The organism is Corynebacterium sp. 74A, assembly GCF_008930665.1.
Taxonomy (GTDB): domain Bacteria; phylum Actinomycetota; class Actinomycetes; order Mycobacteriales; family Mycobacteriaceae; genus Corynebacterium; species Corynebacterium megadyptis.
In genome coordinates this window covers 393,076-409,755 of record NZ_PQMG01000001.1, presented here as the reverse complement: position 1 = coordinate 409,755, position 16,680 = coordinate 393,076, and the positions used below count along the sequence as shown (strand labels likewise).

15 protein-coding genes and 1 pseudogene are annotated in these 16,680 nt (G+C 63.0%); 12 read left to right on the top strand and 4 right to left on the bottom strand.

Annotation, left to right across the window (positions count from 1 at the left end):
* Positions 1-6: 6 nt before the first annotated feature.
* Positions 7-474 (bottom strand): annotated as a pseudogene (locus GBB11_RS01795) (M23 family metallopeptidase); the annotation flags it as partial.
* A 392-nt stretch (positions 475-866) separates the two neighbouring features.
* On the opposite strand from GBB11_RS01795, the gene rpsB reads away from it, so the two are divergent.
* The 6 genes from rpsB to GBB11_RS01765 all read left to right on the top strand — a co-directional run bounded on the left by rpsB (position 867) and on the right by GBB11_RS01765 (position 7,231).
* A complete protein-coding gene (gene rpsB / locus GBB11_RS01790; protein ID WP_151528530.1) occupies positions 867-1,700 on the top strand; it encodes a 30S ribosomal protein S2 in 834 nt (277 codons plus the stop codon).
* A 264-nt stretch (positions 1,701-1,964) separates the two neighbouring features.
* On the top strand, positions 1,965-2,798 hold the full coding sequence (tsf, locus tag GBB11_RS01785; RefSeq protein WP_151548792.1) for a translation elongation factor Ts: 834 nt from the start codon (positions 1,965-1,967) through the stop codon (positions 2,796-2,798).
* A 180-nt stretch (positions 2,799-2,978) separates the two neighbouring features.
* Positions 2,979-3,704 (top strand): UMP kinase, encoded by a 726-nt coding sequence (gene pyrH, locus GBB11_RS01780; protein ID WP_192796087.1) that lies wholly within the window; start codon positions 2,979-2,981, stop codon positions 3,702-3,704.
* 146 nt (positions 3,705-3,850) lie between these two features.
* Positions 3,851-4,408, top strand: coding sequence for a ribosome recycling factor (gene frr, locus GBB11_RS01775; RefSeq protein WP_151549008.1), 558 nt, complete (start codon positions 3,851-3,853; stop codon positions 4,406-4,408).
* A gap of 171 nt (positions 4,409-4,579) precedes the next feature.
* The gene (locus GBB11_RS01770) at positions 4,580-5,500 is read left to right on the top strand and encodes a phosphatidate cytidylyltransferase (RefSeq protein WP_151548791.1); all 921 of its coding nucleotides are present in this window, start codon (positions 4,580-4,582) and stop codon (positions 5,498-5,500) included.
* 108 nt (positions 5,501-5,608) lie between these two features.
* Positions 5,609-7,231 carry an MFS transporter gene (locus tag GBB11_RS01765; protein WP_369408535.1) on the top strand — a complete coding sequence of 541 codons (1,623 nt, stop codon included), beginning with the start codon at positions 5,609-5,611 and terminating at the stop codon, positions 7,229-7,231.
* Positions 7,232-7,331: 100 nt separating this feature from the next.
* Here the strand turns inward: GBB11_RS01765 and GBB11_RS10790 are convergent, their stop codons facing one another.
* Positions 7,332-7,793: a lipopolysaccharide assembly LapA domain-containing protein gene (locus GBB11_RS10790; protein ID WP_225979089.1), complete on the bottom strand. Its 462-nt coding sequence runs from the start codon at positions 7,791-7,793 to the stop codon at positions 7,332-7,334.
* 129 nt (positions 7,794-7,922) lie between these two features.
* On the opposite strand from GBB11_RS10790, the gene rlmN reads away from it, so the two are divergent.
* Positions 7,923-9,026 carry a 23S rRNA (adenine(2503)-C(2))-methyltransferase RlmN gene (gene rlmN, locus GBB11_RS01755; protein ID WP_151528534.1) on the top strand — a complete coding sequence of 368 codons (1,104 nt, stop codon included), beginning with the start codon at positions 7,923-7,925 and terminating at the stop codon, positions 9,024-9,026.
* A 128-nt stretch (positions 9,027-9,154) separates the two neighbouring features.
* Here the strand turns inward: rlmN and GBB11_RS01750 are convergent, their stop codons facing one another.
* Positions 9,155-9,580 (bottom strand): DUF2631 domain-containing protein, encoded by a 426-nt coding sequence (locus GBB11_RS01750; RefSeq protein WP_151548790.1) that lies wholly within the window; start codon positions 9,578-9,580, stop codon positions 9,155-9,157.
* A gap of 226 nt (positions 9,581-9,806) precedes the next feature.
* Here GBB11_RS01750 and dxr point away from each other — a divergent pair, with 226 nt between their 5' ends.
* The 5 genes from dxr (at position 9,807) to GBB11_RS01725 (ending at position 15,821) form a co-directional block, all read left to right on the top strand.
* Complete coding sequence (gene dxr, locus GBB11_RS01745) at positions 9,807-10,970, top strand: 1-deoxy-D-xylulose-5-phosphate reductoisomerase (protein WP_151548789.1); 1,164 nt, start codon at positions 9,807-9,809, stop codon at positions 10,968-10,970.
* Between the two features lie 64 nt (positions 10,971-11,034).
* On the top strand, positions 11,035-12,183 hold the full coding sequence (locus GBB11_RS01740; RefSeq protein ID WP_192796301.1) for an RIP metalloprotease: 1,149 nt from the start codon (positions 11,035-11,037) through the stop codon (positions 12,181-12,183).
* Positions 12,184-12,256: 73 nt separating this feature from the next.
* Positions 12,257-13,387 (top strand): flavodoxin-dependent (E)-4-hydroxy-3-methylbut-2-enyl-diphosphate synthase, encoded by a 1,131-nt coding sequence (gene ispG, locus GBB11_RS01735; RefSeq protein ID WP_151528856.1) that lies wholly within the window; start codon positions 12,257-12,259, stop codon positions 13,385-13,387.
* 115 nt (positions 13,388-13,502) lie between these two features.
* Positions 13,503-14,375 (top strand): type I methionyl aminopeptidase, encoded by an 873-nt coding sequence (gene map / locus GBB11_RS01730; RefSeq protein ID WP_151548788.1) that lies wholly within the window; start codon positions 13,503-13,505, stop codon positions 14,373-14,375.
* Positions 14,376-14,393: 18 nt separating this feature from the next.
* Complete coding sequence (locus tag GBB11_RS01725; protein WP_151548787.1) at positions 14,394-15,821, top strand: cobyric acid synthase; 1,428 nt, start codon at positions 14,394-14,396, stop codon at positions 15,819-15,821.
* A gap of 31 nt (positions 15,822-15,852) precedes the next feature.
* Here the strand turns inward: GBB11_RS01725 and GBB11_RS01720 are convergent, their stop codons facing one another.
* Positions 15,853-16,617 carry a hypothetical protein gene (locus GBB11_RS01720; RefSeq protein WP_151548786.1) on the bottom strand — a complete coding sequence of 255 codons (765 nt, stop codon included), beginning with the start codon at positions 16,615-16,617 and terminating at the stop codon, positions 15,853-15,855.
* Positions 16,618-16,680: the final 63 nt, after the last annotated feature.

Here is a 16,680-nt window from a genome sequence, read left to right as displayed (position 1 = left end):
CCCGCGAATGGGCTTGAGCCGGATCGTGGGGCGGGAGAGAAGACTTAAAGGATTGATGTACTCGCCATCGCGGCGTGCACCCCACTGCAGTCCCGGATAGTGGGTGGTGGGGGCGGCGAGTCTGCCGATAATCTCTCCAGCGCGCACCCGATCACCGCGCCGTACCGTATAGTGCACGGGCTGATAGGTGGTGCGCACTCCATCTGGATGATCGATCGAGACAGTCGGGGTGCGGGCCACCACCCCAGCGAAAGCCACCACGCCCTCCTCGGCGGCGCGGACTGCCGCGCCGATATCGGCAGCTAAATCCACCCCGCGGTGGCCCGAAAGCCAATTCTGGGCGGGCTTCGCAAAAGGCCGAATTACGTGCGAGGCGTGGGCCAGGCCCGTAGTGGGATCCACGTAGGCCACGGCCACCGGTGCGGTGACAACGTGCAGCGCGATTACGGCCAGAACAACAAGAAAACGAGTCATGCTCACGAGGGTGGGGGATTCTGGCGAGAGATTCCTTCTGTCGCGTCTCGGATGGGCGCGATCTGTGCATGGTGGTGCGCATGTGACGATTTCGCCGCTGAGCTGTGCACACGCATGATTGTGGCAAGGAAAGGCGGAATTGCTCCCACGCACATCGTGGGCTAATGTTTAGCCAGCAGTGTGTCCATCGGCTGCGTATGCACCGACGGGCCTACTGACTACGCGCGGTCGCGTGTGCCCTTGCCTTTAAAGGGTGCCGCCATAGCTGCATGGTCCCCACGCCGTCAGGTGCGGGGTGCAGTGAGGTGAAAAGTGGCCGCTAGGGTGCAGGATAAAAACCTGCACAATTGACACTAACCGAATCTAGATTTTCCCAGAAAAGGAGCATTCCCATGGCAGTTGTAACCATGCGCGAGCTTCTCGATGCTGGTGTGCACTTTGGTCACCAGACTCGTCGTTGGAACCCGAAGATGCGTCGCTTCATCTTCACCGAGCGCAACGGCATCTACATCATCGACCTGCAGCAGACCCTGACCTACATTGACGAGGCTTTCGAGTTCGTCAAGGAGACTGTGGCTCACGGCGGCAGCATTCTGTTCGTCGGTACCAAGAAGCAGGCCCAGGAGGCTGTGCAGAACGAGGCCGAGCGCGTTGGCATGCCCTACGTGAACCACCGCTGGTTGGGCGGTATGCTCACCAACTTCCAGACCGTGTCCAAGCGTCTGCACCGCATGAAAGAACTGCAGGCCATGGACCAGGCTGAGGACGGCTATAAGGGCCGCGGCAAGCGCGAGATCCTGATGCTCACCCGTGAGCGTCAGAAGCTGGAGCGCGTGCTCACCGGTATCGCCGACATGAAGAAGATCCCTTCTGCCATGTGGGTTGTAGACACCAACAAGGAGCACATCGCCGTTGCTGAGGCGAAGAAGCTCAACATCCCGGTCGTTGCCATCCTGGACACCAACTGCGATCCCGATGAGGTCCAGTTCCCGGTTCCGGGTAACGATGACGCCATCCGCTCCATCAACGTTCTTACCAAGATCGTGGCCGAGGCCGTGATCGCTGGTAAGCAGGCACGCGAAGAGCGCGAGCTCGCCGCAGCCAAGGAAGCCGCTGGGGACAAGGACGCTGCCCCCAAGGCTGAGGCCGGCGAAGAGGTTGCACCGAAGGTTGAGGCATCCGAGGCTGCTGAGGCAGCTGCCGATGCATCGGCTGAAGAGAAGTAACTTCACCGAGCTCACACTCACACAGAGCCCTCACTCGCACTGCGATACAACTTCACTGTCGTTGGTTGTGCGGTGGGGGCTGTGTTATTCGCCCTGAATAACACCACATCATGCGCAGTGCGTATCGACGCCCACTCCACTTCACTGCAGAGCGGCATGCTCTCATCTAGGGTTAGTGGGCGATGGCCCGTGAATACTGCGGGACCGCAACGCACGTGTTGTGGACAACTAAACATCCAACAAAACCAAGGAGGATCGTCACGTATGGCGAACTACAGCGCCGCTGACGTTAAGAAGCTCCGCGAGCTCACCGGCTCCGGAATGATGGACTGCAAGAAGGCTCTTTCTGAGACCGATGGCGACTTCGACAAGGCTGTCGAGCTGCTGCGTATTAAGGGTGCTAAGGACGTGGGCAAGCGCGCCGAGCGCACCGCCGCCGAGGGCCTGATTGCCGTCTCCGGTTCCACGATGATCGAGGTCAACTCTGAGACCGACTTCGTGGCCAAGAACGCCGAGTTCAAGGAATTCGCAGCCAAGGTGGCTGACGCCGCTGCCGCTGTGAAGGCTAACTCCGCTGAGGAGCTCAACAACGCACCGCTGGACGGCTCCACCGCCGGCGAGGCTATCCAGGAGCTCTCCGCCAAGATCGGTGAGAAGCTGCTGCTTTCCAGCGCTGTCACCCTCGAGGGCGAGAACATCGCCGTCTACAAGCACCAGCGTGCAGCCGACCTGCCGCCGGCAGTGGGCGTGTTGGTGGCTTATACCGGCGAGGGCGAGGCTGCCGAGCAGGCCGCTCACGCCGCCGCTATGCAGGTTGCCGCCATGAAGGCGCAGTACCTCAACCGCGACGAGGTCCCCGCCGACATCGTCGAGTCCGAGCGTGCTACCCAGGAGAAGATCACCCGCGAAGAGGGCAAGCCGGAGCAGGCTATCGCCAAGATCGTGGAGGGTCGTATGAACGGCTTCTACAAGGACGTCGTCCTGGAGGACCAGGCTTCTGTTTCTGACAACAAGAAGACCGTCAAGCAGGTCATGGACGAGGCAGGCGTGAAGCTCACCGGCTTCGGTCGCCTCGAGGTTGGCCAGCACTCCTCTTAATCTCTAGGCGCTGAGCGCCGAGTAGACCTGCATCCCGTAGCCACGGGGTGCAGGTTTTTTCTTGTCCTTAGAGCAGGAAGAGCGAGGGTGGCGTCGATAAGCCGAGTGCGTGGAGCACGTCATCGGGGCGGCGGGTAGAATACGCAAACGAACCAACCGCGTCGACGAAAGGTGACAACTATGGCCGAGGGTGCCACTCGTGAGGGATATAAGCGCGTCATGCTGAAGCTCGGGGGTGAGATGTTCGGCGGTGGCACTGTGGGCATCGATCCCGATGTGGTGGAAAACGTGGCGCAGCAGATCGCGAGTGTCGCCCGCGAGGGGGCGGAGGTTGCCGTGGTCATTGGCGGCGGCAACTTCTTCCGTGGCGCCCAGCTGCAACAGCGCGGTCTGGACCGTAACCGCTCGGACTATATGGGCATGCTCGGCACCGTGATGAACTGCCTCGCCCTCCAGGACTTCCTGGAGCGCGCCGGCATCGACTGCCGTGTGCAAACCTCCATCAACATGGCGCAGGTGGCCGAGCCCTACCTGCCGCTGCGCGCCAAGCGCCACCTAGACAAGGGCCGTGTGGTGATCTTCGGCGCCGGCATGGGGCTGCCGTACTTCTCCACCGATACCACCGCCGCGCAGCGAGCCCTGGAGATCGACTGCGAGGTACTGCTCATGGCCAAGGCCGTGGACGGAGTGTACTCGGATGATCCCCGCACCAACCCCGACGCCGAACTCTTTACTCAGATCACCCCGCGCGAAGTGATCGAGCGCGGCCTGAAGGTGGCCGATGCCACCGCGTTTAGCCTGTGTATGGACAACAACATGCCGATTCTCGTGTTCAATCTGCTGCAGGAGGGCAATATCGCCCGCGCCATCAAGGGCGAGTCCATCGGAACTCTCGTCCAATCCTGATAGATTGGGACGATGAACCTGTGAGAAGCAGACCGTCTCAGGTGCCGCGGCGTCGGGGCCGGTCTGTTGCTCACTTGAGTGAACGCCCACCGCGCGCTCGTCCGCGCACCCACATATAGAGAAGTGAGAACTACACCATGAGTGAGATGATCGAGGAGATCCTCTTCGACGCCGAAGGCCGTATGGAGCAGTCCGTGGAGTTTGTCCGCGAGGACCTCACCACTATCCGCACCGGTCGCGCGAACCCCGCAATGTTCAACGGCGTGATGGCCGAATATTACGGGGCGATGACCCCCATTACCCAAATGGCTACCATTTCCGTTCCGGAGCCGCGCATGCTGCTGATCAAGCCCTATGAGCAGAGCCTGATGAGCGAGATCGAAAACGCCATCCGCAACTCCGACCTGGGCGTAAACCCCACCAACGACGGCCAGGTGCTGCGCGTGACCATTCCGCAGCTGACCGAGGAGCGCCGCCGCGACATGGTGAAATTGGCTAAATCCAAGGGAGAGGACGCCAAGATTGCCATCCGCAATATCCGCCGCGATGGCAATCAGCACCTGAAGAAGATTCAAAAAGATGGCGACGCCGGTGAGGATGAAGTGAAATCCGCGGAGCAGCAGCTGGATAAGATCACCCAGAAGCACGTGGCCAAGGTGGACGAGCACGTCGAGCGCAAGGAAAGCGAGCTGATGGAGGTTTAGGCCTTCACCTCGCAGGACAATCCTGAGGGCACCCCGAATCGCTTTATCGCCGAGTCGCCGCCACGGTACGAGGCCAGTGCAGCGCCGGTGTGTCCTCCTGTTGAGCGTTGCGGCCCTACCGGCGGGTAGTGCGTGGCGCTCAGCGCGTTAACTGCACACTTTGGAGGGGCAGTGGAAGAGAAGAACCGGGGCGAGCTGATCAAAAATCCCCTTGGTCTCAGCGGGGAGCACCTGCCGAAGCCGAAAAACAAGGCGGGCCGTGACCTCAAAACCGCCATCGGTGTGGGAGTGGGCCTCGGTGCTCTCGTGCTCGCCTGCATCGTCCTCATCCCCTATGGCTGGTATCCGCTCGTGGCGCTCGCCGTCGCCGGCGGCACCTGGGAGGTGGTGCACCGCCTCCGCGAGCACGGCTATGTGGTCCCGCACTGGGTGCTGATCATCGGCGGCCAAGGCATGGTCTGGCTGTCCTGGCCCTTCGGGGTAGACGGGATGGCCGCCGCCTATGTCACCACGGTCCTCGCGCTGATGTTTGGCCGGCTCTTTCACCGCGGCCGCAGCACCGCCCCCCAGAACTATCTCCGCGATATGAGCATGGGTATTTTCGTGCTCACCTGGATCCCCATGTTCGGCACCTTCGCCGCGCTCATCTCCAGACTCAACGATGGGCCCGCGGACCCCAAGTGGTACGTGGTCACCTTCATGCTGTGCGTGGTCGCCTCCGATGTCGGTGGTTTCGCCGCCGGCGTATTCTTCGGCTCGCATCCCATGGCGCCGGCGGTCAGCCCCAAGAAGTCCTGGGAAGGCTTCGCCGGCTCGATCGTCCTCGGCACGATCACCGGTGCACTCTGTGTCACCCTGCTGCTCGCCGGCTCAATCTGGGCGGGCATTCTTCTCGGCCTCGGCCTCGTTATCTGCGCGACTCTTGGTGATCTCGTCGAATCCCAATTCAAACGCGAACTCGGCATCAAAGACATGTCTGCGCTCTTGCCCGGCCATGGGGGACTCATGGACCGCCTCGACGGCATGTTGCCTGCAGCCATGGTGACATGGCTGGTGCTCTCCACCATCACGGTGGAAGCCGCAGTGGTCTAATACCGGAGCGCACACACCACCGCTGCGGGGCCGCTGCACGTGTGTGTGATGGCCATCGATACAAGTGAAGATAAAGCGGTGTAGCAGTGGCGACTATGCTGAAACATCATGATGGCACATAACTCTATAGATGAGGCAGCGTCCGCGAAGGAGGACGCCGCCACCCCGCATAAGTGGCGCGCACTCATCATCCTCGCGGTGGGGCTGGCGCTGATCGTGCTCGATGGCACCATCGTGGGTGTATCCATGCCCACGATTATTCGCGAACTTAACCTTGATCTTTCGGAAGCCCAGTGGGTCAGCAGCGTCTACTCGGTGGTATTCGCCGCCCTGCTGCTCGCCGCCGGACGCATGGGGGACCGCTACGGCCGGCGTAAGTTTTTCCTCGCTGGGCTGTGTATCTTCGCTAGCGGCTCGATCCTGGCCGCACTCTCCAGCTCCGTGTCCACACTGATTGTGGCCCGCGTGGTGCAAGGCGTGGGTGGAGCCTGCATTCTGCCATCGACGCTATCCACCACTAACGCCATGTTTCGCGGCAAGGATCGCGCGGCAGCCTTCGGCGTGTGGGGCGCGGTGATGAGTGGCGCCGCCGCCCTCGGCCCGCTGCTCGGCGGTGTCATCACCGAATGCGCCGGCTGGGAATGGATCTTTTGGGTCAACGTTCCTCTGGCCCTCGGCCTCGTCGGCGCAGCATTCGCGTGGGTGCCCGATACCTCCGCCGAGCCCATCGGCAGTGCGCAGCACCCTGCGGGCGAGAGAGACGTTCTCGGATTTAGCCTCTCCGCGATCGGCTTCGGCACGCTCGTATTCGGCATCATTGAAGGCCCCAAACTGGGCTGGTGGACAGCAATCGCGGACTTTCACCTCGGCTCCGCACAGTGGCCGCAGCACTGGCCCTCTGCCGCTGGCATCGCACTGGTGATTGCCGCGATGTCCTTGAGCGGCTTCGTCGCCACCGAGTTGCGCCGTGCTCGCACCCAGCAGTCGGTCTTGCTGGATCTCGGCATGTTCCGCTATCCCACCTTCACGTGGGGCAACCTCACCGCCTTGCTGGTGGCGGTAGGCGAGTTCGCGCTCGTCTTCGTGCTGCCGCTCTACCTTGTGTCCTCGGCGGGACTGTCTGCCTTGGCTACAGGGCTGGTGCTGGCAGCGATGGCGATAGGTGCCTTCCTCTCTGGTGCCGCAGCCCGCCATCTGGCAGCCAGAATCGGCGCTCCGGGTGTCGTGCTCGTGGGCTTGGGGCTTGAGGTTTTCGGCACGCTGCAGCTCGCTGCTGAAGAAAGGGTAGGGCAGCCCTTGTGGCTCGTGGTCTTCGCCCTAGTGGTCTATGGCATTGGCCTCGGCCTCGCCTCGGCGCAGCTCACCTCGCTGGTGCTCGGCGATATCCCCATTGCCCAGTCCGGCCAAGCATCCGCGACCCAGTCCACCGTGCGCCAGATCGGCTCCGCCCTGGGTGCCGCCATGGCCGGTGCTACCCTCTCTGCCGCCCTCGCATGGAAGTCCGCAGACTTCGTCGGCAGCCAAGCGCAGCTAGCCGAGGCCATGCGCAGCTCCGCCGGTGGAACGCTGGTCGGCCTGCGCCAGCAGGGCGCACCCGAGGAGGTGATTGCGCCTCTGGCGCGCGTCTTCGCCGAGGCCACCAAGGTATCGCTCTATGCGGCCGTGCTGTGTCTGGTCATTGGTCTGCTCGGGGCGTTGATGGTGCGCCGTTCCACCAAGAAGCGTCCCTAAAACCCAGCGTTTTACCGCCCGCTGCAGGGCAGGAGAGAGGTAAACAGCGGGGTGCCCTTAAGCATGAGAGCACCCCGCTGGTAGCTAATGCGACGGGTAGTTATTGGCGGGCCTTTTTTACCTGGCGCCGCAGCTCAAACATGCGCACGATGCCGGCCATGGCCATAATGAGTGCCCCGGCGATAGCGGCGAGCAAAAAGCCCACGCCAGCGGGGAACTCAAAGGTCCAGGCGAAGAGCTGCAGCTCCACTGGCTGCTGGTTCTGCATGATGAACACCAGCAAGAGGATGAGCAGCAGGGCGCCGATAATCAGCGCCGCCCACGTAGAAGAGGCGAGAGTGCGGTTGAGCTTGGCTGGCTTCTTCTTCGCCGTCGCGGAAGTCTCCGCCTGGCTCTGCTGCTCCGGCGCGCTATCCTCGCGGCGGGCTGGGGTAGCGGAGCTCTCGGCGCGCTCGGCTACGGCGTCGTGGGCGCGGGTGGGGTGGGAGGAGCCGAGGATCGAGTCGTCATTAATACGCGGGTGCGGCTCGGAGCTGGGATTGGGCTCAGCGGGGGTGGTCACGGATGTCTCCTCGTGCGGGGTGTACAGATCGTGCAGGGAAAGAGAGAATTAATCTCTAGGAGGTCTTAAACACCGTCAGTATAGTGGATTTCCTCGGTCCTCCTTCCTCGTGAAACAATGGGGCCTACTATGTCTGAACCCGTTCGCCTCCAGTTCAAAGCCCCGCAGCGCGGCATGCCGCCGCTGCACTTCGCCGATCTCGATCCCGAGGAGCGCATCTCCGCTGTTACTGAGCTGGGGTTGCCGAAGTTCCGTGTCAACCAGATTGCCCGTCACTACTATGGGCGGCTCGAAGCCGACCCGCTGACGATGACCGACCTGCCCGAGTCCGCTCGGCAGAAGGTCAAGGACGCACTCTTTCCCGAGCTGATGTCCAAGGTACGCGTCACCGAAGCCGATGCGGGCGCTACCCAAAAAACTCTGTGGCGGCTTAATGATGGCACGCTGCTGGAGTCGGTGCTCATGCGCTATCCAGACCGCGCCACCCTGTGCATCTCTTCCCAAGCCGGATGCGGAATGGCGTGCCCTTTCTGCGCCACCGGCCAAGGCGGATTGGATCGCAATCTTTCCATTGGTGAGATCGTGGATCAGGTGCGTCGGGCGGCGGCCACCATGCAGCAGGAGGGTGGCCGTCTGACCAATGTGGTGTTCATGGGTATGGGCGAGCCGCTGGCCAATTACAAGCGCGTATTGAGCGCGGTCAAGCAGATCACCCGCCCGGCGCCGGAAGGTTTCGGTATCTCCATGCGCAATGTCACCGTCTCCACCGTGGGCTTGGCGCCGGCGATCCGGAAATTGGCTGATGAAAATCTCAGCGTCACCCTCGCGCTGAGTTTGCACACCCCAGATGATGAACTGCGCGATAGCTTGGTGCCGGTGAATAATCGCTGGTCCGTGGCCGAAGTGCTCGACGCCGCCCGCTACTATGCGGACGCGACCGGCCGCCGCGTGTCCATCGAATACGCCTTGATCCGCGATATCAATGATCAAGACTTCCGTGCGGACATGCTGGGCAAGAAGCTGCACCAGGCCTTGGGCTCTCGCGTACATGTGAACCTCATCCCCTTGAACCCCACACCAGGATCCAAGTGGGATGCCGCACCCAAACAGCGCCAGGACGAGTTCGTGCGCCGCGTAATCGCCCAAGGCGTGCCCTGCACGGTGCGCGATACCCGCGGCCAAGACATTGCCGCCGCCTGCGGTCAGCTCGCGGCGGAGGAACGGGCCAGCTAGCTCACGCGTCAGCCAGCTCACGGGCTCGCAATGCAATAATCCCCCATGCACCTGCTGGGTGCCTGGGGGATTATGTGTGCTGTGTGAAGGAGGGAGTCCTTAGACCAGCAATCTGAACAGCGCTGTGCTTACTTCTCCACAGCAGTGCGGTTCGGGACGGTCGTGGGATCGATGTTGAGCGCACGCAGCTCGGAGTCGCTCAGCTCGGCGTACTTGCCCGTCATGGCGTGCTGCTGGTAGGTCCACACCGGCTCCTGGTGGCCCTCCGGCTTGTTGTGGGCGGTCACGGTGCGCACTTGGTTGAGCTTGGGGGCGAAGAGCTGAAGGAGCAGCGCGATAGCCACCAGCGTGGCGAGTACGAGCAGCCAGATGGTCTCCACGTGGCCCTTGTGGTTACCGAAGTTGTAGCCGAGGAGGAAGAACACGGAGACCCAGCCAGCAATCTGGGTGGGGATCAAACCGAGATCGTGCCAGCCCCACTTCGCCGAGGGCTCGTCGAGGGTGCTTACGCCGTTATAGACTTCCGGCTCGATGTGGTGGGAAGCGCCAGACACAGTCTTTTCTCCTTCTTAATAAACGCTTAAAGTTCTCCGTCTATCTTTGCACATTCTTAGGTTTCATGGAAGTTGTTTTGCTCGCTCCGTGTCGCAGCAGCGGCCCCTTCCCAACCGTGCTTTTCGCGCTAGCCTCACACGGGGGATAGGCGGCGGGCCGCGGGGCGCAGAGCTTCTTGGTAGTGTCCGCAGCCGCGCTTGTGGTGCGAGTGCAAGAATATAAGGCATGAAGACTCGCGTCATCCTCTTAGGAAGTACAGGTTCTATCGGCACACAGGCCCTCGAGATCATTGAAGCGAATCCCGATCGCTTTGAGCTTGTGGGGCTGTCCTGCGGTGGCCGCTCCGTCACGCTCGCCATGGAGCAAGCCCGCCGCTGCGGACTGGCGCCCGAGCAGGTGGCCATCGCCGATGATACGGCGGCGCAGACAGCCTCGGAGGGGCTCGGCGGAACCGTGATCTCCGGTGCGGATTCCTCCGCGGAGCTGGTGCGCAGCCAGCAGGCCGATACCGTGCTCAATGGTCTGGTGGGCTCCCTCGGCCTGGGGGCCACCCTGGCCGCGCTGGAGTCGGGGGCACGCTTGGCGCTGGCCAATAAGGAGTCGCTCGTCGCTGGCGGGGATATCGTGCTGCGCGCCGCTGCCCCCGAGCAGCTGGTGCCGGTGGATTCGGAGCATTCGGCGATGGCCCAGTGTCTGCGCTCCGGCAGGAGCGACGAGGTCGCTCGCTTCGTCTTGACCGCCTCGGGTGGCCCCTTCCGTGGCTGGGACCGGGAGCGCATGTGGGAGGTCACTCCCGAGCAGGCCGCCGCGCACCCCACGTGGTCGATGGGGCAGATGAACACTCTCAACTCTGCCACCCTCATTAATAAAGGACTTGAGCTTATCGAGGCCAGCTATCTTTTTGATATCGACCCGCAGCTCATTGATGTCACCGTGCACCCGCAGTCGATCATCCACTCCATGGTCACCTTCATCGATGGCTGCACCATTGCCCAGGCCTCCCCGCCGTCGATGAAGCTGCCGATCTCTCATGCCCTGGCATGGCCGGAGCGGGTCAAGGATGCTCAGCCCGCACTGGACTTCTCGCAGTCTTTCGCTTGGGAGTTCGAGCCGGTGGATAATGCCGCCTTCCCCGCGGTGGAGCTGGCCCGCCACGTCGCCTCTCGCCGCGGGAGCGTTCCCGCGGTGTATAACGCCGCCAATGAGGAAGCCGCAGAGGCGTTTTTGCAGGGCCGCATTCGCTTCCCGCAGATCGTGGATGTGGTGGCAGAGATCGTCGATAAGGCCGAGGATTTCGCGATTCCGCCCCGCGACGTGGAGGATGTGCTGGCCGTGGAAGACAGGGCGCGCTCCTTGGCGCAGCAGGAGATTCGCAGCCGCGAGCGCTAGCTGGATAGTTACCTCGCCGGCGCTGTAGTATGCGAGGGGCTAGCTCGAGGCAGAAGGCGGTGGAATCGTGAGTTACACAATGGGTGTGGTGCTTTTCGCGCTCGGTATTGCGATCACGATCGCATTGCACGAGTGGGGCCACCTGCTGGCGGCGCGCTCTTGTGGCATGCGGGTGCGGCGCTACTTCATCGGTTTCGGCCCCACGTTGTTCTCCTTCCGCAAAGGCCACACCGAATATGGTCTCAAAGCGATTCCTTTGGGCGGGTTCTGCGATATTGCAGGCATGACCTCGGTGGATCCCGTCACGGAGGACGAACGCCCCTACGCCATGGTGTACAAGCCCTGGTATCAGCGCGTGTTTGTGCTCCTCGGCGGGGTGCTGATTAACCTAGCTCTCGGCCTGCTCACGCTGTATCTGGTGGCCGCCACCGCCGGGCTGCCGAATCCCGATCCGGATCTCAGCGCCCGGGTCGGCGAGGTGCGCGAGGGGCCGGCCGCTGTGGCGGGCGTGCGCCCGGGTGATACGATCCGCGCGATCGATGGGCAGTCGATGGCCACCTTCACCGATGTGCGCGACTATGTGGTGCAGCGCCCCGGCGAAGAGATCACGGTGCACGTGGAGCGCGATCACCGCCCCGTCGATCTGGATGTGCGCGTGGATTCGCGCACAGTGGAGGGCCAGGAGATTGGTGTGATTGGGGTGGTCAATGCGCCGATCCCTGATCTCTACCTCAGCTATGGCCCCCTCGAGGCGGTGCCCGCCACCCTGCACTATTCCGGAGCGATGCTGCATGCCACGTGGCAGGGGGTGGCCTCGCTGCCCGCTAAGCTGCCCGGGGTGGCTCGGTCCATCTTCGGCGCCGAACGCGAGATGGATTCGCCCATGAGCGTGGTGGGTGCGTCCCTCGTGGGTGGGGAGCTCGTGGAGCGTTCGCAATGGTCGATCTTCGCCATGATGCTCGCCAGCCTGAATTTTTTCCTCGCCCTGTTCAACCTGCTTCCCTTTGTGCCCCTTGATGGTGGCCATATCGTGATCGTGTTCTATGAGAAGCTTCGCGACGCCATCCGCCGGATGCGCGGTCTCGCCCCAGCGGGGCCGGCCAATTACGCGGCCCTCATGCCGCTCATTGTGGTGATGTGGGCGCTGCTGATGGGCATCGGTGTACTGATCATCGCCGCCGATGTGGTCAACCCTGTGCGCCTATTCGGCTGATAACATCAAGATTCAAAGCCCAAAAAATCTCTTAAAGGAGAATCTCTCTGTGAGTACCCCGATCGGTCTCGGCATGCCGGATGCCCCGCTGCCCACCCTCGCGCCACGTCGCACAACCCGCCAGATCATGGTGGGCGATGTGGGCGTGGGATCCGATTATCCCATCTCCGTGCAGTCGATGACGACCACCAAGACGCACGATATTAACGCCACGCTGCAGCAGATCGCCCAGCTCACCGCGTCCGGCTGCGATATTGTGCGCATCGCCTGCCCCAAGACGGTTGATGCGGAGGCGCTGCCTGCAATTGCGAAGAAATCACCCATTCCCGTGGTGGCAGATATTCACTTCCAGCCGAAATACATTTTCGCGGCGATCGACGCCGGCTGCTCGGCCGTGCGCGTTAATCCCGGTAATATTCGCGAATTCGATGGCCGCGTCAAAGAAGTGGCGAAGGCCGCCGGCGAGGCCGGCATCCCCATCCGTATTGGCGTGAACGCCGGCTCGCTGGATAAGCGCTTCTTGGAGAAGTACGGCAAGGCCACCCCGGAGGCGCTGGTGGAGTCCGCGGTCTGGGAGGCTGGGCTCTTTGAGGAGCACGGTTTCGGCGATATTGCCATCTCGGTGAAGCACAACGATCCGGTGGTGATGGTGGAGGCCTACCGCCAGCTCGCCGCACAGACCGACTACCCGCTGCACCTCGGCGTCACCGAGGCCGGTCCGGCCTTCCAAGGCACCATCAAATCCTCGGTGGCCTTCGGCGCGCTGCTCGCCGAGGGTATTGGCGATACCATTCGTGTCTCCCTCTCCGCTGATCCGGTGGAGGAGATCAAGGTGGGCGATCAGATTCTGCAATCGCTGAACCTGCGCCCCCGCAAGCTGGAGATCGTCTCTTGCCCCTCCTGCGGTCGCGCCCAGGTGGATGTCTACACCCTGGCCGAGGAAGTCACCGCAGGCCTGGAGGGCTTCGAGGTGCCGCTGCGCGTGGCCGTCATGGGCTGCGTGGTCAATGGCCCGGGCGAGGCCCGCGACGCCGACCTCGGTGTGGCCTCCGGAAACGGCAAGGGCCAAATCTTCGTCAAAGGCGAGGTCGTGAAGACCGTGCCCGAATCCAAGATCGTGGAAACCCTGATTGAGGAAGCCACCCGCATCGCCGAAACCATGGAGGAGACCGAGTCCGGTTCGCCCTCTGTGACGGTGAGCTAAACCCACCCTGTACTGACGTTGTTCACTAGCCCCTGCGCGCTAGCTGCCAGGGGCACGGCAGTGCTGATGGAGGGCGGCGTCGATAAGCGTGCGCGACGGGCCTAGTATAAGGGGCATGACTCAACGCCCCCGTTTGCAAGTACCTGCCCGCAAGACTCCTATCCGCGCCGTGCCGGATCATATTGAGCGTCCGGAATACGCGTGGAAGGACGAGGTGCAGGAGGCCATTGGCGAACCCTATGTGCAGACCCCCGAGACCATCGAGGCGATGCGCGAAAGCTCCAAGATCGCCGCGAATGCCCTGCGTGAGGTGGGTAAGGCCGTTACTCCAGGAGTGACCACCGATGCCCTGGATCGGATCGCACACGAGTATATGTGCGATCACGGCGCCTATCCTTCCACGCTGGGTTATCGCGGCTTTCCGAAGTCCTGCTGTACGTCGGTGAATGAGATTGTCTGCCATGGCATTCCCGACGCGACCGTGGTCCAAGACGGCGATATCGTGAACGTGGATATCACCGCCTACAAAAATGGTGTGCACGGCGATACCAATGCCACCTTCCTCGCCGGTGATGTCTCCGAGGAGCACCGGCTGCTCGTGGAGCGCACCAAAGAAGCAATGATGCGCGGCATCAAGGTGGCCAAGCCGGGCCGCGAGGTCAATGTGATCGGCCGAGTCATCGAATCCTATGCCAAGCGCTTCGGCTACTCCGTGGTGCGGGACTTCACCGGCCATGGCGTGGGCCCGACATTCCACAATGGGCTCGTGGTGCTGCACTACGATTCCCAGGCCTATCGCGATGTGCTCGAGCCGGGCATGACGCTGACGGTCGAGCCGATGATCAACCTCGGCGGCCTCGACTACAGGATGTGGGACGATGGCTGGGTGGTGCAGTCCACCGACGGTGCCTATAGCGCCCAGTTCGAGCACACTCTCGTGATCACCGAGGATGGCAACGAGATCCTCACCTTGCCCGACGAGGACTAGAGGCACAGAAGAACTCCCGTGGTAGCTCTATTGATCGCCGGCACCACTTCCGATGCCGGGAAATCCATTATCGCCGCCGGGCTGTGTCGGGCACTGAGCCGTCGCGGCTATGCGGTGGCCCCCTTCAAGGCACAGAACATGTCCAATAACTCGGCGGTGTGCCCCACCGGCGGGGAGATTGGGCGAGCCCAAGCCATGCAGGCGGCCGCATGCGGGCTGGAGCCGCATGTGGACTTCAACCCCATCCTGCTCAAGCCCGGATCGGATCGCACCTCGCAGCTGGTGGTGCGCGGCACCGCCCGCGGACAGGTATCCGCCACTTCCTATGTGGAGCACCGCCTCCAGCTGCGGGAGGTTGCGGCGGCTGCGCTCGGCGACCTCGAGAGCCGCTATGACATCGTTGTCTGCGAGGGCGCCGGCTCGCCGGCGGAGATCAACCTGCGCGCAACAGATGTAGCCAATTTCGGCCTCGCCGAGGCCGCGGATCTGCCGGTGTATGTGGTGGGCGATATCGACCGTGGGGGAGTGCTGGCGCATCTCTATGGCACCCACGCGATTGTCTCCGCCGCGGACCGGGCCCGCATCAAGGGCTTTGTGATCAACAAGTTCCGCGGGGATCAGAGCCTGCTCGAGCCCGGGCTGGAGGAGCTGCAGCGGCGCACCGGGGTTCCCACCGTGGCGGTGCTGCCCTATATTCACGGGCTGTGGCTGGATGCGGAGGACTCCCTGCAATCGGTGATCGGCGCGCCCGTTGGGCCACCCACCTCGGCCCTGGGCACCCAGCGGCTGCGGGTTGCGGCCGTGCGGCTGCCGCGAGTGTCCAATGCCACCGATGTGGAGGCGCTGGCCTGTGAACCGGGCGTGACCGTGACCTGGAGCGTCGATCCAGATGAGGTGGCCTCCGCCGATCTGGTGGTGCTGCCCGGCTCGAAATCCACGGTGTCGGATCTGCAGTGGCTGCGCAGCAGCGGGCTGGCAGATGCGATCGTGCAGCGCAGTGGCCCGACGCTCGGTATCTGCGGCGGCTTCCAAATGATGTGCCGCCACATCACCGATGGGGTGGAAGGACCCACCGATGCTGTAGGACTCGGGCTTTTCGACGCCACCATCGAGTTCCACGAGACCAAAACCCTCACCCGCACCCCGCAGGGCGGCTATGAGATCCATCATGGGCGGGTGGCGGCTAATGCCGAGCAGCCCTGGCTTAATGGCGAGGGCTGCGCCACCGCGTTATGCCGCGGCACCCATGTGCACGGCCTACTCGAACACGATGCCACCCGCCGCGATTTTCTCGCCTGGGTGGCAGAGACCGCCGGCAAGCCTGGGTTTGTGGTCAGTGACGATACCTCCTTCGCCGCAGAGCGAATGCGCCAGCTGGATCTCATCGCCGATACGGTGGAGCAGCACTGGGATCTTGCGCAGCTCTGCGCGGACCTCGGGGCCTAAGCTGGCGGGCGCTGCCGGGTGCTACGAACCCTTAGGCGGCGTCGTGTGGGCGATGCTGCGGCCCGCGATAGGAGAGCCCGCCGCTGAGCCCGAGCGCTGCGGCGGCGATATAGCTCAGGGCCAGAGCTTGGGGCGGGGCATAGCTGGCCCACCAGCTGCTGGGGGTGGCGGCGATAACGATGGCGTAGGTCATTACTGCAGCAATGATGGCGGCTGCGAGCCGTAGGGGCCAGGTGCCGCGGGAGCGATAGCCGCGTAGATCCATAATGCTCCACACGCTCAGCACGAGGGTGGCTACAGCGGTGGCCACCACCCCGGAGCGGGTGAGCAGGGTATCCGCGCCAAGGGAGATATAGCCGGTGGCTAAAGCGCCGCTGATAATGCCAAAGACGGCTGGGACGCAGCGCCGCGGCAGCAGCAAGAATCCGCCGAGGGCACAGGCCACGGCCGCGACAGGCATGGCGTAGAAGGAGGCGAGGGTCACGGTGGAGTGAAGCGTTGGCGAACCCAGCTGCCGGACGACGAGGGTGGCGCAGCCACTGATCAAACTCACCACCGCGCCCGCCCCGCACAATAGGTGGGGCGGGCGTATCGGCACATGCTGGTATACGAAACGCCGAATGGCGAGGAGCCCAATGGCACCAGAACACACCACCATGGTCACGGCTGCCAGGCCGGAGTACCACAGCGATTGATGCGTGAAGTTCGTGCCTAGGGCAGACAAAGCTATGGTCACAGCTACAGCGAGGCTGAGTGTGGCCACGGATGCGGGGTGACGGGATACTGGTGCAGACACGATGGTTTATGGATTCTACGCCGTGGGGGAGAAGAGAGAAAAGCGGCAGGCACGGGCGCGGCA

What these genes read in the sequence shown, in the direction of transcription:
- ispG (WP_151528856.1), top strand. Translation starts at nt 12,257, where the DNA reads ATGCCGGATGCCCCGCTGCCCACCCTCGCGCCACGTCGCACAACCCGC.
- map (WP_151548788.1), top strand. Translation starts at nt 13,503, where the DNA reads ATGACTCAACGCCCCCGTTTGCAAGTACCTGCCCGCAAGACTCCTATC.
- dxr (WP_151548789.1), top strand. Translation starts at nt 9,807, where the DNA reads ATGAAGACTCGCGTCATCCTCTTAGGAAGTACAGGTTCTATCGGCACA.
- frr (WP_151549008.1), top strand. Translation starts at nt 3,851, where the DNA reads ATGATCGAGGAGATCCTCTTCGACGCCGAAGGCCGTATGGAGCAGTCC.
- GBB11_RS01765 (WP_369408535.1), top strand. Translation starts at nt 5,609, where the DNA reads ATGATGGCACATAACTCTATAGATGAGGCAGCGTCCGCGAAGGAGGAC.
- tsf (WP_151548792.1), top strand. Translation starts at nt 1,965, where the DNA reads ATGGCGAACTACAGCGCCGCTGACGTTAAGAAGCTCCGCGAGCTCACC.
- pyrH (WP_192796087.1), top strand. Translation starts at nt 2,979, where the DNA reads ATGGCCGAGGGTGCCACTCGTGAGGGATATAAGCGCGTCATGCTGAAG.
- rlmN (WP_151528534.1), top strand. Translation starts at nt 7,923, where the DNA reads ATGTCTGAACCCGTTCGCCTCCAGTTCAAAGCCCCGCAGCGCGGCATG.
- rpsB (WP_151528530.1), top strand. Translation starts at nt 867, where the DNA reads ATGGCAGTTGTAACCATGCGCGAGCTTCTCGATGCTGGTGTGCACTTT.